This is a genomic window from Pseudoalteromonas sp. SG41-1 (assembly GCF_014164575.1).
GTDB classification, from domain to species: domain Bacteria; phylum Pseudomonadota; class Gammaproteobacteria; order Enterobacterales; family Alteromonadaceae; genus Pseudoalteromonas; species Pseudoalteromonas rhizosphaerae.
Window position 1 is genome coordinate 1 of record NZ_JACJFL010000009.1, and the last position, 15,633, is coordinate 15,633.

14 protein-coding genes and 1 pseudogene are annotated in these 15,633 nt (G+C 44.8%); 4 read left to right on the forward strand and 11 right to left on the reverse strand.

The features are described from left to right. Positions 1-250: 250 nt before the first annotated feature. Together pyrE and rph are read right to left on the reverse strand one after the other, a co-directional pair. A complete protein-coding gene (gene pyrE, locus H5203_RS07785; protein WP_145237117.1) occupies positions 251-895 on the reverse strand; it encodes an orotate phosphoribosyltransferase in 645 nt (214 codons plus the stop codon). 20 nt (positions 896-915) lie between these two features. Then, a complete protein-coding gene (gene rph, locus H5203_RS07790; RefSeq protein WP_145237114.1) occupies positions 916-1,629 on the reverse strand; it encodes a ribonuclease PH in 714 nt (237 codons plus the stop codon). Positions 1,630-1,807: 178 nt separating this feature from the next. On the opposite strand from rph, the gene H5203_RS07795 reads away from it, so the two are divergent. The 3 genes from H5203_RS07795 to H5203_RS07805 all read left to right on the forward strand — a co-directional run bounded on the left by H5203_RS07795 (position 1,808) and on the right by H5203_RS07805 (position 4,574). Continuing rightward, positions 1,808-2,668, forward strand: coding sequence for a YicC/YloC family endoribonuclease (locus H5203_RS07795; protein WP_145237110.1), 861 nt, complete (start codon positions 1,808-1,810; stop codon positions 2,666-2,668). A 315-nt stretch (positions 2,669-2,983) separates the two neighbouring features. Further along, complete coding sequence (locus tag H5203_RS07800) at positions 2,984-4,234, forward strand: site-specific integrase (protein ID WP_182819554.1); 1,251 nt, start codon at positions 2,984-2,986, stop codon at positions 4,232-4,234. Position 4,235: 1 nt separating this feature from the next. Continuing rightward, the gene (locus H5203_RS07805; protein ID WP_182819555.1) at positions 4,236-4,574 is read left to right on the forward strand and encodes a hypothetical protein; all 339 of its coding nucleotides are present in this window, start codon (positions 4,236-4,238) and stop codon (positions 4,572-4,574) included. Positions 4,575-4,785: 211 nt separating this feature from the next. Here the strand turns inward: H5203_RS07805 and H5203_RS07810 are convergent, their stop codons facing one another. Both H5203_RS07810 and H5203_RS07815 read right to left on the reverse strand, forming a co-directional pair. Then, complete coding sequence (locus tag H5203_RS07810) at positions 4,786-6,015, reverse strand: type II toxin-antitoxin system HipA family toxin (RefSeq protein WP_182819556.1); 1,230 nt, start codon at positions 6,013-6,015, stop codon at positions 4,786-4,788. Beyond that, positions 6,008-6,319 (reverse strand): helix-turn-helix domain-containing protein, encoded by a 312-nt coding sequence (locus H5203_RS07815; RefSeq protein WP_182819557.1) that lies wholly within the window; start codon positions 6,317-6,319, stop codon positions 6,008-6,010. Before H5203_RS07815 ends, H5203_RS07810 begins: the two co-directional genes overlap by 8 nt. A 764-nt stretch (positions 6,320-7,083) precedes the next feature. Here H5203_RS07815 and H5203_RS07820 point away from each other — a divergent pair. Beyond that, a complete protein-coding gene (locus tag H5203_RS07820; RefSeq protein WP_182819558.1) occupies positions 7,084-7,773 on the forward strand; it encodes a hypothetical protein in 690 nt (229 codons plus the stop codon). Positions 7,774-7,917: 144 nt separating this feature from the next. On the opposite strand, the pseudogene H5203_RS07825 reads toward H5203_RS07820, so the two are convergent. The 7 genes and pseudogenes from H5203_RS07825 to H5203_RS07855 form a co-directional block, all read right to left on the reverse strand. Further along, positions 7,918-9,676: pseudogene (locus H5203_RS07825) on the reverse strand (DUF927 domain-containing protein). After that, entirely contained in the window at positions 9,663-9,905 is a 243-nt protein-coding gene (locus H5203_RS07830; RefSeq protein WP_182819559.1) for an AlpA family transcriptional regulator, read from the reverse strand. Before H5203_RS07830 ends, H5203_RS07825 begins: the two are co-directional and overlap by 14 nt. Positions 9,906-10,431: 526 nt before the next feature. Continuing rightward, positions 10,432-11,019 carry a 4Fe-4S single cluster domain-containing protein gene (locus H5203_RS07835; protein ID WP_259401921.1) on the reverse strand — a complete coding sequence of 196 codons (588 nt, stop codon included), beginning with the start codon at positions 11,017-11,019 and terminating at the stop codon, positions 10,432-10,434. Between the two features lie 4 nt (positions 11,020-11,023). Further along, positions 11,024-11,536, reverse strand: coding sequence for a hypothetical protein (locus tag H5203_RS07840; protein ID WP_182819561.1), 513 nt, complete (start codon positions 11,534-11,536; stop codon positions 11,024-11,026). Next, the gene (locus H5203_RS07845) at positions 11,520-11,744 is read right to left on the reverse strand and encodes a DUF2997 domain-containing protein (protein ID WP_182819562.1); all 225 of its coding nucleotides are present in this window, start codon (positions 11,742-11,744) and stop codon (positions 11,520-11,522) included. Before H5203_RS07845 ends, H5203_RS07840 begins: the two co-directional genes overlap by 17 nt. Then, positions 11,737-13,962, reverse strand: coding sequence for a hypothetical protein (locus H5203_RS07850; RefSeq protein WP_182819563.1), 2,226 nt, complete (start codon positions 13,960-13,962; stop codon positions 11,737-11,739). Before H5203_RS07850 ends, H5203_RS07845 begins: the two co-directional genes overlap by 8 nt. Continuing rightward, positions 13,959-15,536: a hypothetical protein gene (locus H5203_RS07855; RefSeq protein ID WP_182819564.1), complete on the reverse strand. Its 1,578-nt coding sequence runs from the start codon at positions 15,534-15,536 to the stop codon at positions 13,959-13,961. Before H5203_RS07855 ends, H5203_RS07850 begins: the two co-directional genes overlap by 4 nt. Between the last annotated feature and the right edge of the window lie 97 nt (positions 15,537-15,633).

Below are 15,633 nucleotides of genomic sequence, written 5' to 3' on the forward strand. Positions count from 1 at the left end.
CTGATTAACTCTTGCCTCGCTAAGCGTTGCTGTCTGCCGTCTCAGTGGGGTCGCATTATAGGGCGCGGCGAATTTTACGCAAGCGTTTTTTAAAGAAAACTTGAAATAAAGTGCTGTTCGTTCAAAATTCAAGCCAAACCCTACAAAAGAGATACTTTTTTAACTTCAAAATAACTTTATACGGTTATAAAACGCAAAAGCCCGATGAAAATCATCGGGCTTTTGTTGAATAGCTTTAAGTATACTTAGATTAAGCTATACCATATTGCTCACGATAAGCTTTTACTGATGCAAGATGCTCGTTCATAGTACCTTTAGTTTCAAGGTAGCTAATTAAATCTGCAAGTTTTACTATTGAAACTACTTTAGTATTAAAGTCACGTTCTACTTCTTGAATTGCAGACAGTTCAGCTTTGCCTTTTTCTTGACGATCAAGAGCTATCAAGACACCACTTAAATCCGCACCATTTTCTGCAATAATTTCCATAGACTCACGAATTGCTGTACCAGCAGTGATCACGTCATCTACTAACATGATTTTGCCTTTTAGCTCAGAGCCTACTAATGTGCCGCCTTCACCGTGTGCTTTCTTCTCTTTACGGTTAAAGCAATAAGGCACATCTTTATTGTGATGATCTGCAAGTGCTACTGCGGTAGTTGTTGCAATTGGAATACCTTTATAAGCAGGACCGAATAAAACATCATATTCAATGCCTGCATCTTCAAGGGCGGCAGCATAAAAACGACCAAGACGTGCAAGGTCACGACCTGTATTAAACAACCCCGCATTAAAGAAGTAAGGGCTAGTACGGCCAGACTTTAAAGTAAACTCACCAAACTTTAACACCTGTTTTTCTAAGGCGAATTCAATAAACTCTATTTGATAATCTTTCATTACTATAAACCTATTACTTATTAAGCTAATGCTTGCTTCTGAACGTCAATGATTTCGCGGATTGAATGCTTCGCAAGAGTGAGTAATTCATCAAGCTCATCAAACGAGAAAGGTTCGCCCTCGGCTGTACCCTGCACTTCAATAATTTTACCTGTTTCGGTCAGAATTACGTTCATATCTGTTTCAGCGTCAGAATCTTCTAAATATTCTAAATCGCTAATAGCTTGGCCTTTATAAATACCTACCGAAATAGCTGCAATCATAAATTTAAGAGGATTTGAATTGATCATACCCTTGCTACGCATATGTGTTAACGCATCGACTAGAGCAACACAAGCACCACTGATTGATGCAGTACGAGTTCCGCCATCAGCTTGAATAACATCACAATCAATAGTAATGGTATTTTCGCCTAACGCTTTTAAATCAACTGCGGCACGAAGTGCGCGTGCAATTAAACGTTGAATTTCCATAGTACGACCGCTTTGCTTGCCACGCGCCGCTTCACGGCCATTTCGGGTATGGGTAGAGCGCGGTAACATACCGTACTCAGCTGTGATCCAGCCTTTACCTTGGCCTTTCATAAAACGCGGTACACCTGATTCAACAGTGGCTGTACAAAGTACTTTTGTGTTACCAAACTCAACCAACACAGAGCCTTCAGCATGCAAAGTGTAATTACGTGTAAATGTAACCGGTCTAATTTGGTTAGGTGTTCTTTCGCTTGGACGCATTCACGATCCCCTTAATTCAGAATTTCCCACATTATATGTATATATAGCTGTAGATGCCATGCTGATTTAAACAAAAGCAAATTGTAAAATTCGCAGCAACAAAAATTTCCGCTAGAGCTTAACCAGTGTTACGGTATAATCACTTTTAATATTGTTTAATAAAACTAGGAAACCATCCATGATCCACAGTATGACTGCTTACGCGCGTCGCGAAATAAAAGGCGATTGGGGCACTGGCACGTGGGAAGTTCGTTCAGTTAACCAACGCTACCTTGAAACCTTTATTCGCGCACCTGAGCAATTTCGTGGCATGGAGCCGGTGATCCGTGAGCGCCTACGTAAACATTTACAACGCGGCAAGGTTGAAGTGTTCTTAAAGTTTGTGGCAAACCCAGCCCATGTTGGTGAACTTTCAATTAATGAGGCGTTGGCTGCACAACTGATCAATAGCGCCAAATGGGTGCAACAACAAAGTAATGGCGATATTAATCCTGTCGACATCTTACGTTGGCCTGGTGTTATGGAAGCTGAAGAGCTAGATATGGATAGCGTTAACACCGCACTCATTGCTGGTTTTGATCAAGTGATTGAAGATTTTAAATCTGCACGTGGTGATGAAGGCGCTAATCTTGAAGAGATGATAGCCACTCGCCTTGATGCTATTTTAGAGCAAGTAGCGATAGTTGAAACTCACATGCCAGAAATTGCCAAATGGCAGCGTGAAAAATTAGCACAAAAATTAGAAGATTTAACTGCAAATATTGACGAAGCTCGCCTTGAGCAAGAGCTCATCTACCTTGCACAAAAACAAGACGTAGCTGAAGAACTAGACCGTTTAAAATCTCATGTCAAAGAAACTAAAAAAATCCTTAAAAAAGGTGGCGCTTGTGGTCGTCGTTTAGATTTCATGATGCAAGAGTTTAACCGCGAAGCAAACACCCTCGCCTCTAAATCAATCAATAGCGACATCACCAATGCTGCGGTTGAGCTTAAAGTATTGATAGAGCAAATGCGTGAGCAGATCCAAAACATCGAATAGTTTTTTTACCCGTCCAAGAATGTCTTAGAAGCCCTGTTATTTGCTTGTAAATACAGGGCTTTTTTATTTTTCCCGTCCAAATCGGTTTGCAGATGTCCGTTACCAACTACCTGTTTAGTGGTGGGCAGAATGGTGGGCAGCCCCCTCATTTTGGCTCAATAAGCGTTTTGCGGTGAGCAAATTGGTGAGCAGTAAGTTGCCCAATTTTCGCATTTAACTCGCCACCACAACAGGTTAGCTGCTGATTCAATAAGCAAATCGGTGGTGGGCAGCCATTATTGCCCCCTCCATTATTTCAGCAACTATGGAGTAAACATGGGAAAACTCACAGCAAAACAGGTTATTGCATACAGCAAAGCCGAACCAAAAAAATATTCAGATGGTGAAGGTCTATACTTTTGCGTCCGCAAACAGGGCTCGCCTTACTGGATGATCCGCTACACCACAGCCAAAGGAAGACGGGAAGCAACCTTGGGGCAATTTCCTTTAATGTCGTTGGCAGACGCTAGAATTGCCGCCGCATACTTTCGAAAGGAAGTACGTGACGGCATAGACCCTCTGCTAGAGAAACAGAAAATCGAGTTACCTGACATTGAAACCGTGGATCAATTGTTCCATGACTGGTATCGAACCGATCTGAGCCGACGACTAAAGCATCCCAAGATTCCGTATCGGGTTTACACCAAAGACATAAGCCCAGTCATTGGCATTAAGTGTATTGCTGAGGTGACTGCACGTGACGTGCGCGAAGTATTAGAGCGCATTCGAGAAAGTAAACGCCCTACCATCGCCAACGATACCTTGATGTACATGAAGCAGCTGTTTCGACATGCGATAAAGCTCGACTTAACGCTGAATAACCCCGCCGCAGCATTTACCGTGGACGATGCCGGTGGCGTAGAGTCCAGTAAAGACAGGATGCTCAGCAAAGAGGAAATTCACTACGCCTTCAGCGTGTTCCATACCCATATCAATAGCTTTGGCCGCGATAACTACCTCGCTTGCTGCCTGTTTTTGGTGTTGGGCGTGCGTAAAAGCGAACTATGCGAAGCCATGTGGCGTGAAATGGATTTAACCACGGGCGTGTGGGACCTACCCAAGGAACGAAGTAAAACTGGCGTGCCGATAAGCATTCCCTTACCACGCCAAGCCATTGCCTGGTTTAACGAGCTGCAAATCCGCGCTTGTGGCTCGCCTTATGTTTTCCCAGCCAGACGAGCAAGCCATCGTCCACATATGGGGCCAGATACGCTAAACCGAGCCATTTCTAAACTCTTTGGTCGCGAGCCTGGGCGCAAAAAACAGCCACCCAATAAAATGGGTAAACTCGAACACTTTACCGTACACGATTTACGCCGCACCTTTCGCAGTCTTGCTGCATCTTTAGGCATTGCAGGCAACGTGGCCGAACGCTGTCTTAACCATAAGCTAAAAGGCGTTGAGGGTATCTACGACCGACACGATTACTTTGAAGAGCGCCGTATTGCCCATCAAACCGTGGCTGATGTGGTTGAACCGCTGGTGAACTTTGAGCACCCTTCACAGCACAACACAGAAGGGCGTTAACATGCAACTGATGATGCGACTCGCCCCCATTACCTTTCCAATAGCCATGCTGGCAGGCCTTGGCTGGTGTATTGGCATTGCTTTACTCGAGCAATCTCATGGCGTAGGCTACACACTTACCCGATATTGCCTGACGACATTGGTGGTTTTCGCCCCGTGGCTGACGCTAAAACTCACGTTCTACGTGATTGTCAGCCTAGGACGTAAACTAGGACTCATCCCGCCTGCACGCCCAACGTATAGCCTAGGTTATGAAGAATCCCTCTATTGGTTCAGAGTATTGGCGTTCTTCGATGGCAAACGCAGCCGTATGCCAAAAAAGCCATACAGGCGAAACTAACTAGCCACCCACTTGCTCACTTACCGTGGGCAGTTGGGACAATGGGGCAACATTTGATACCACAAGCTTTAGAAGGTGAATAAGAGGAAATTAAACTGCCCCAAGGAATGGGGCAATTGTGGGCTTTGATTGACAAAAATAGGTCACTAAACATAATCTTCAAGCCAATATGGCCGACGCCTCTGCATTTCTGTACGCGTCGGTTCTCATTTTAGCGAAGCGGTATGCTTCGTAAGTGTGTTTCGATTGCTTCAATCATCGACTTGGTAAGGGGTAAATGCGCTTTTTCTTTCGCCCAGATTTCATGAAAGCCTGCCACGGTTTGCTTGGCGGTATCTAACACCAATTTTTCTGGCAACATGGCTTTAGCGGCTAAGTGTGATAACTCATCCAGCGTGAAATCACTGAATTTCTTGCTACGGCTAACCTTTAACGACGCACTATCATCGGGGATATAGGGAATGGTCGAAACAAAGTCATAAGCGGGCGCAATGGATGCCGTGCGCTTGTCTTTGTAAATCACAGACCAATTCTTCAAATGCATATCGGCATTGCCAATTAACGTATTGAACACCAATCTGCGTGTAAATTCTGCGATGTCCTCGTCTTGACCTTCGATGCCGATAACCTGAGCAATATTGCGCATACTGGCTTTTTTGTATTTATCTTGAGGATAGACGCCAAACACTTGCGCAAAATCTTCAATATGTACGGCTTGATCACCTGCACGATCAAAGCGCTTGATCACACACGCCTGAGCATTTTTAAAAGCATCACCAAATTTACCAATACCATCTGGGATATTAGCAATCTGGTTAATGGGGAGTAGCTGAGTCTCCGGCACATTCATGCCCAACATGCGCGCCAATTCCATCATCGAATATTCATTTTCTGGCACTGCTTCAAATCGAGACGACGGTAATTTCACAATCCACGAGCCACCTTTACCGGTTGCTGGAATGGTCAAACCACCGTTTGTCTGTTGTACGGCTGAAAACTTCAATTGCACACCCGCCAATGAAAAACGCATTGGAGCATCTATTTTCGTTTTATCTTCAATACCTTGGAGCACATTAGGTGGTAAGACTTCACCATCGGCCGGTTCAACCGTGATCGCGCCAGCTAAATCCTGCCCCAGTACCCACAATAAAAAAAACTCCCGCGCTGGATTAACACCGGCACGCTCTGCCAGGTAATTTCGCATGGTTTCTTCTGGCAAAAGGTTAGAGAAAAACGGAGTTAATTTGGTTTGGGTCGGTTTAAAATTAGTCAGTAAGCCACCCAGTGCATCTTTAAAACCCAGCCCCAACACAGGCCGCGATTCGTCATGAATGTACGAATCCATAAAAGCAAAAAGTGTTCTGTCATTGCCCACGTTGGTGATCGTTGCGATGGGTTCGCCATAGAGCAACACGTTGAGCGTAGAAACATGATTAGTCATCGTCGTCTTCCCCTAACTGATATGCGGACGACATTGTCTCACCTTCGTCGATGCTCTCTTGGCTGCTTCGAATAATCGACTTGATAGCTGGCACAGACTTTTTAGGCACAACAAATAACTCTAGGTCGAGTACACGGGCAAGTGCAATCAAACTGGACATTCTTAAATCAACACCGCCAGACTCGATTTTCGATATATGGCTTTGCGGCACACCCGAACGCGCACTTAACTCTCTCTGGCTAAACCCTTTTCGTACCCGAGCTTTTCGAAGACTTTCTAGAATCTGCTCTGTTACATAGCTCATTTCGATATGCCTTAATACATCAATTAACAATAATCATATACAAAAACATATCATCCTAATTCGAATACCACAAGAATGATTAGTTATTACACATCAAAAGCCTATATTTGATATGTAATTATAGATAAAAGTAACATCTACTCTCATTTACTGTGGGCAAATTGGACAATGGGGCATTAATTAGAACAGTTCGCTTACAAAATACCACACCCAGCTTTAAGCTAAATCAACCAACCCAATTACTTACTTTGAACAGCTGATGCAATCCCCCTCTATGCGTCATTTTCCATTCATGAGTTTCAACAGCCGCCACACACTTCCCCATGCCTTTACCCCCATACGCCAAAACCACTATCCGTTTGGCTTTTGGATCGAAACGCCAAACAGGGAAATTAGCCCATTTACTGTTTGGCTTCTCGATTGAAATCCAACGCTGATAGACCCTGCTAAGACTGGCTCAAAGCAAGGTTTGGCACTTTTTGTACCCTAAACCAACCTCGGCATCAAAGTACAAACCGTTTGTTTTTTCTAACCCAGAATGCAAACGATCGTTTGGCGTCTCGATTTTTTTGCACTAGTTGAATGCCGCCAAACAGCACCGTATTGGACTATGTATATCAAACAGTTAGCCGTACACAGGTCAGCATAAAAAACTGATTTGACTGGTTAGTTTGATGGCCATTTCTTTCATCTATTTCACCACCGAGTCTGCACCCGACGACTGAAAATAGACGGCATGAAAAATCAACAAGGGGATAAGTGACGTGTTATGGGCAAGTGGTAACGATTGGGATAGAGAATGGATACAGCAGCTAGTCGCGTTACTGGTTGGGCATGGCGCGTTTACCCTCTACCCAGTATTAAGCCAGTGCGATAATGCCGCCGAACGTTTAAGCCGCTGGTTGACCTATCAGTTACCGCGCGTTAAACAAGCGCACCCAGGCTGCCCAATTCACCAATGGCTGAATAGCATTGGCGCGCAAGTGATCGTAGAAAAATGGCAGAGCCCCGAGCAATGGCCAAACCTGTATTGGCTACCTTTACCTGAGGTTGAAGGCCACGCGCAAGGCGGGTTGGTTTTGTTACCGGCACATTTGTTACCGGTATATGTGGATTACACGAGCAAAACCAACACATTGAAAGCAAGCACACCGGCCAACGCCTGTATCTTTTGGTGCATTTCGCCTTTATCTAAAACAGGAAAGCGAGCTACCTTGCACCCCAAACAGCAAAACCGCGCCTTTTGCCTGCCCAGTTCGCCGGAGCAAATGGGTAAATCGTGCACAGGTTTATTACTGAGAGGTTTGAGAAAAGCCAACCGAAAACGAAACAGCAACGTGATCAGCCACCAGATCAACCTAGCGCTGCTGCACCACCTTTGTGGGCCGGAGAATGATGTGTGGATTACGAACAAATACTTTGGTAACGAGAAGGAAACTCAGCAACAAGGCTAAATAGGTGCTGGTTGTTGGTACGCTGGCGGTTCACGGGAATGCCTCTAGCGGTATTGACTGTGTTGGACTCAAGCCTCGCTAGCTATTTATGTTTACTGGCGGTTCACTGCAAGGCGACAAGCCTACACAGGATTCATCGCCATTTTAGTCATCCAAAATACTGCCTTTCACGCAGTACATTCGTGGGCGGGTGTTGTCGGGCAAGCTGACTTTGCGCTGTGGCCGGTTGCCATCGGGGACTAGGTAGCCTGAGGCCATCAGTGCTTTGGCGGCGCGATCTGGGCTTAGGCCTTCGGTGGCTTCACGCCAGCCAGTTGGGTAAAACAGGTAGAGGGTTTGCGGGCCGCTGGTGTCTATCCAACCCGCGCGTTGGCGTACCTGGCTGCTGTAACCGGTTTGTTTAGGTGTAAAACGGCTTTCACCATGCTGCTCAATAAAGCTGCGCACTTGGCGAATCGCTTGTTGGTCTTCATTGGCGGCCACACCACCGCGGGCAAGTATTCATTGGTTAAGCTGGCTTAAACAGGCGGCTTCGACATTTTGGGTTGGCCAATCGAGTACTTCGGCTTGAATGGCTAACAGGCCTGCGCTGGCCAGTAAGGCAAATTTTTCGGCAACTCGACGCACTTGGCCGTCTGAATCGGCTGGTAAGCTGGCTAGAAAACGTTGGCGCACATTTTGGAAAACGGGTCGCACCTGCGCGCTGTGCTGCGTTAAATACCGTAACCAGTCCAAGGCCAAGCTGCCGTAATGTTGGCGGCTTTGCTGTTTTAGGTGATCGGCTAAATCGGCGGCGTTCATGCCATGGCTCTGGTTAAACACGCCCATTTGCGCTCCGGCATCGGCACTGAGATCAATTACGCGCACTTGCTGGCCGGCTTTTACGCGCTTGCCGATACTGGCGAGGTGGCTTTCAAGTGTCACTTCACCAGTGGATAAAAACACCAAGCGCCAACGAGCTGGTAAGCGCATTTCACCATATTTGCCTGCGCGGGTTTTACCTTGGCCATTAGCAAGCATATAAGCGACATCACCCGCCTCTTTGGGGTCAACTTCGCCCATTTCATCGAGCGCCAGTAAGGCATCGTTATGCGCCAATGCTGTGCCTTCTAAACCGTTGGCCGTGGCACGCCAACTGTGGCGCAGTTGATTAGGCTCGCCCCACACCGATAACGCCGGATACAGCACCGCGGTTTTACCAGTACTGCTGGCACCGTAGAGGTGTAAACCAAAACCATCCCCCCCGCACAAGTGCAACAAAGGCGCAGCCAGCGCAGCGCAGACACCAACGATTAATAGCGGGTTATCCAGACAATAACAGCCTACGTGCTGCCGCCAACTGTCGCTACTGCCTTGTTGAATAAAGCCTTCTATCGGGTGCATGGTTTGCAGCACCATGCGCGGGCTGTTGCTGTATTCACTGGGGTAAAAGGTGAGGCGCGGATGCACATAAGCGTGATGATGCCAGCCAATGCAGTTCACGCTGATGGCCTTTTGCGTGGCCAGTTCGCCCATTTGTTGAATAAACAGCGAGAGCAACTGCCGCGCTTTGACACTGTTGCTTAGCCGCATGCCTCGGCTGAGTAGGATTCGACGGTACTCGCTGCCGTCTCCGGCCAATAGTTCTGCGGGCATGGCCCAATAGCGATGGCGATTGTCATCGTCTAACCAGTGTAATAAATAGCCGCCCTTTATTTTCAAAAGAAGTGTCCCCTTACGGATCGCGAGTACGGGCGGCCACTTGCAGCCAAGAGCAGATTTTAACTGGGCTATCTTGCCCCGCTGGTTGCATCACCAGCCAGTTTTGCGTGTTATAGGTAAAACCAGCCGGTAATGTTGGCACGTTGCTAGGCATATCACCGGCAGGTAATTGGTTTAATGCTGATGGTTTATCCACGGCCATAAGCAACACCGATACGGCGGGTTTCAATCCACTGGTCGATATCGCTTTCTAACCAGCCCACGGCACGCGCACCAATACGAATAGATCGCGGAAATTCACCATTGGCCATCAGAGCATAAATGGTGCTGCGGCCAAAGCCTGTTTTTGCCTTTACCTCGGGCAAGCGCAAAATCCGCTGCTGACGCGCTGGGTGTACTGAGTTTGTGGGTGATTGTGTAGTTGGGTTCATCGTTTTCTTCCTCACTGATCTGTTAAGTTCAGTTAGGAGTTTGCCAGCACTAAACGGACGCAGTAGGCAGATAAATGCCCAGATCGTGCAGCTTTCTGATGGTACAAGTAGCTACCTGCCCCAGTTTGTAGCTAGTGCCCAAAACAATAAATGCTCCGTGGGCAGGGTTGGTGTGTGGCTAAGCGGCGTGAATTAAGGCCTTGCCCATGCAGCCCCAAAAGCCCAGGGGATGCCTTACGACTTTGAAGCTTCCTTCTCAAAACTCGGTTTTGGTGAGTCGTTTGGCTTATGTCTTGATTTGTCGAGTGTATCGGCACACAAGAAAAATATGTCGAAAAAACTGTAAAAATCGACATGTAAAATTGATATGTCGATCTAATCGACATGACCTGCTCAGATCTTTGCTCACTTTACTTCGAGAGATTGGCAATTTATTGCTTTACAACTTGACGATAAAAGTGAAACTATAATTTCACTAATTTGAATTTAGAGAAAATATAGTTTCAAACAAATTCAGTTAAGAACGTCAATTTAGTGAGGTAATTAATTCGTCACTTGGAAACCCTAGTGTTGTGATCCCACCTTGATCGTCGATAATCAACTCCACCTGATTTAATGAAACTCTATCATCTTGTTCTCGTGAATTGTTCGGAAAAATAACTTGTTGATTATCTGAACCTATCCACTGCTGATTGATATTACGCAAACTATCGTTATATCGACCAACTGCAACAATATCACACAGATTTTCTATACGCTCTGCAAAACCAAATGCTTTAAGTTCACTCATTTCAAACCCGGTAAATAAAAAGGTGGTTAACTTTGAACGTTGTTTAATTTGCTCAAACAACCACCAAACATTATCCGCTTGATGCAAAGGCTCTCCACCGAGTAAAGTCACACCACGGATCTGTGGTGTGGCTAAAATTCGCGCTAACAATTGCTCTCGATGGATCAATTGATTCTCTTTAAATGACCACATGGCCTTGTTCCAACAACCTTGGCAAGCAAGGGCACAGCCTTGAAACCAAATCACCAATCGCTTACCTGGCCCATAAATGAGGCTGTCACTCTCGATATGAGCCAAATTAAAAAAATCACCGTAGCACTTCATCTCTCTAAACCATACGGGTTAAAACGAGTTGTATTTGCCCTTTACTGTTGTGAGTTTCCTTAACCGAATACCCTTGTGATTTAGCTTTTTCAATCGCCTGTAAGCGGGTTGCCTCCACTCTTGTTTTGCGTTGCTCTTCTAATCTAAGTCGCTCTTGTTCGGCAAGTTCTTGTAAATACTCTTGGTAGACAATGTCATATTCTTTACTCAACAAACTAAGAAACTTTTGCACAGAGAGGTATTCGCGTGATGCCATAGTTGAAGCGGTAATATGTCCGTTCATTTCATCTGAATCATGGCGTAATTTCCAACGTCCTTGCTCAAAACGAAAATGCTGAATTCCGTTATAATCTTTTCGATTTGTAAAAATATCGCCAAGTTGTACACCGCCATTGTGCTTTAAAGACGTGATATTTGATGCATCAACTTTAAGCGGCTCGACACCTAGAACTGCTAACGCCTTAATCAAAACCGTTTCAATAGCAAAAGGAGTAGTCGTCTTAATTACTGCACTCATTAAGACCTCCCTTTAATGGTTTGGATGTGCGCTTTTTTAACCGCTTGCAATGATGGTACTCGTCCGTTTTTTTTACCTCACCTACGACACCGTTTAACTCGAGTAAGTCCTCAAGCGCCTCCAAACAACTTTCACCTTTAAATCCTGCGGTTTTGGCTGTTATGACTCCATCATCATCGATAGTGATCACTATTTTTTGCTCAGGCATCCACAGCCTCCTTATCACACACAATTTTAGCATTGAGACGAGCCGCGTCTTTTTGGGCTTGTTCAAGCTGCTCTTTTTTGTCAATAATGAGATAGCGCTGTTGTTTATATTGGCGTAGCTCAGTTTGATTTGATGGTAATTCTTCAGCAGGCCACACAAATTTGACTTGTTCTTTATTACCCTCTTTCAGCCCTAATTGTTTATCTAACGCATCAGAGGGTTGATTGGGCTGGTAAGTAAAAGCGTCTCCATGATCTATCAGTGCTTGATCTGCTTGTTGACGTTGTAAATGGCTTTGCTCAAACGCTTTTTTTACCTCTTGAATGTCGCGTTCGATTTTCTTATTCGCTTCATCAACATTATTTAATGCTTGCGCAAAGGCCTGGCAGTGTTTTCTCCAAACTTTTTCTTTTATGGTATTTTTCCAGTTTTTAGCTTGGAGGATCGTCATATTAGAAAGCGCAAGTCGTTTATACTCAGGTAATAATGATGCATTCACTTGAGGTGCTTCATTAGTTGGTATGGCTAATTCGTCCAACTGTTTTTCATTTAAACTGGCAGATGCCTTTTGCCAACTCACCATAAAATGCTGTTCAGCTTGCTTTAGCGTTTCTTCTCGTTCGTCATTCTTTTGCTTAAAGGTTGCTTGTTTTTGTTCTGCAACGGCTGTCTTTTGGGCTAACTCTGTTTTTAACGTCGATTTTTTAGCTTCCCAATTATGGTGCTGTTTCGCTTCGTCGAACTTCACTGAAGTATCAGCCTTTCGCTGCTGAATGCCCTGTTGAAAATCACTGAGACGTTTACGATATGCTTCGCGCTCAGCGGGTGTGGCCGCTGTCACTGACCACGCTTTTAATGCTTCAAGTTCTTTTTCGAATTGTTTTACCGACTGACCTTGCCCAAGTAAAAAGCCTTTAATAAATCCTTTAAGCGAATCAGCGATGCTATTTTGCTGTTGATTAATCGTATTTTGCAACGCTTCAAGTGTTGACAAGTTTCGCTGCCAATCGTCTTCAGCGTGCTGCCAATGTTGGTACAAAGCGTCTTTTTTTGCTTCTTGTGGGCAATATGGGGGATGGATTTTGACACTAAAGTCCACGCAGTGAGCAAGACGGTCACGTCGCCATTGCGTCGAGTTTCTGGCAAGCTCATCAGCCGATTTAGCAAAAAAATCGTCAATAGTATCAGTGAAAACATCATTTAACCGTTCGCTTCTTAATAACTCAACGGTCAATATGTTTTGTGGATGATCACTAAATCGCACTGCTTGCTGGGAAGGGAGGTCAGCCAAATTAGCATTGGTTTTGAACTGCCACGCAGCGTTATCATGAGCCTGTTCAAAGGCTGCTATCATTTGCTTACTTTGACTGGCAGATAACTTAAGGCACCAGTTTGTCACCGAAAATTCAGTGACATCCGGTAATAGCCAGTCACCATCATCTGAGAATAATATGTTGGGGATATTTGATTCTGTTAGCACTACACCATCATTTGCTTTACTGCCGATAAGTTTTGAATCTGTTGACAGTAAAAGCCTTGACGGTGTATTTGACGAATTGAAATCTGAGCCGCTAGCTGCCTTTAAGCTTGAGAACGAATCAGTTAAGCACGCTTGTAAGGTGCCATAAAGATGATGCGAATGGTTGGCCGCTATCTTGCTATCTGGATTTTCTACCGATTTTTGCTGCTTATTATGCTCAAGGTATTCATGAGTGGCTTGCTCCCAAAATAACTTACAAAAACTGCGATAGCTGTCTTCTCGTTGCATCGCCTCCAACTCAATTGCTCGCGACTGAGCTTGACTATCCACAAGTACATCATTACTGGTAAATAAGAAACCTTGCGCTAGGGATGTTACATGATCGCGGAGTAACAAAGTGCCTTGTTGCTTAATACCGGTACGAATTAAACATCGGCCAGATAACATATCAATCGCCGTCTTACTTTGGGTTTCGTCACCTAATAACAGATAGATACGAACACCTTTATCGGCCTGATTTTGCAGCAGCTTAATTACTGCCAGGTCTTTTATTGATTCACAAGCAACTAGCACGGTTAAGCGTGCTTGATTGATGAATTTAGCTAGCCATGCGTTATCTATTCTGAGTAACGACTTAGATAATTCACTATCTCCAGATTGCTGGTAAAAAAAGTTGGACAGTGGCTGTTGTGTAAAATCTATTTGAAATCGTTCATTTCTGGTGAGTTTAGACATCATTCGACAACCTCCATGCTTTGTAACTCGACGGCTGTGCGCCTTAATTGTTGCTGTAAAAATTGCGGAAGTTCAGATCGCTCTTTAGGAATAAAGGTAGGATACCCATCGATGAAGTAATAGCCTTCTTGCTCTTTAATAAAATCAAGCCCACTAGTACATTCCCAGCAACTCACTTGGTCTTGGCCAATAAAAATCCAAAATCGCCCATGATTTTCATTTCTCTTTTCAATTATTCGCTTCTGCCAATTATCAGGTAATATAGCTTCCTTCCCTTTTTGAGCCGCTAACGTTAACAACTGACCTTGCGCATCACTAAAGCAACGCGCAACTGCGGCTAAGTTTCGATTTTGCCGAGAGGTATGCACATAACGATCTGAATAAATCACGGATTTCACATGCTCACCACCACTAAGTTGATGCATAAGCTTAGCTAAAACCAACTTATCGCCCTCAACTAAATTAATCGGTAAGTGTAATTTTTTGCTGTTTGATGGGGTTAAATCGGCCAACGCGGCTGCGTGCCAATATGCTTTGGGCTGCTTGTCGCGCGACAATTTTGCCAGTAAGTTCTGTGGGTGATACAGCGGTAATTCATAACATTGCAACGCGGCATGATCGAGCCAAGTAGCCTGTTGCTTACGAGCCGATGCGCTTGAGTGGTAAGCGTCATGATAATAATTCTCTAACCAATGGTGATGCCAAGCTTTCGCATCTTGTTGGTTTATAGGCTTAATAGGTAAATTGGATGCTTCCCATTGGCTATAGTTTCCAGTCGCTAACATCAAATTACTTTGTGAAACCTTGCCTAACACAAATCGCTGTACCGCGTTTGCATCACGTTTAATAGTTTCCAGTTCCACTGCGACTCGTTGGCTCTCTTGATGCCAACTGCCATTACATTTTTGAGCGATGACTTCCATCACATCAACGAAATGCTCATCAAACCCGCTCAGCGACATTTCCAGCTTAAACGGTTGGTTACCTCCTTTGTTGTGACTAAACTGCAAGGTCTCTATTTGCCCTTGTAACATTAAAGAAGAAGTGGAAAAACCCAGTTGCCAACTCAGCTGGATCGTCGCCTCTTTTTCTGGTGAGCAAATAACTTCAGGGGTTAATCCAGCAAGGCCTAATAACGAGGGCTCCAACCGAGTGGAGGAGCTTTGTAGCATTTCTTCCAAAACCTGAATATCAAGCGGCTGTTCTGTATTCTCAAATTTAAACTGTGAGTTTTTAGCGTCGATCCCTTTCTTCCAAATAGTCTGCTTCGGTTCAAAAAAAGCCGTATCTCTTTGAATAAAAATAGGTCTTGTGCCAAAAAGAGGATCGCTTTCAGTATACCAAATATGATAAAAACCTCGCTCTTGGGTGTTGAAGTACCCACTCGCTTTCACTTCTTCACCCAAGTTGGTTAAAGCAGCATCGGTCTTATTCCACAGTTTTTCCCTGCTTAAATAGTCGACAAGCCTATTAGGCATTTCTCTATGACTATTCTGCACTGCCGTCAACAGCGAAACTAAATCAGGTCGCTCACGAAAAAAAGCCAACTGAGCAATCATAGGATAGCGCTTTAACATGACCGATCTTTTCATTGTCAAAGAAAAGGACCTAGCATCAATCTCGCTGACGTGGTTTTGCGACTCTAATTTAGCTGACGCTGGTTGTTTTTTATTT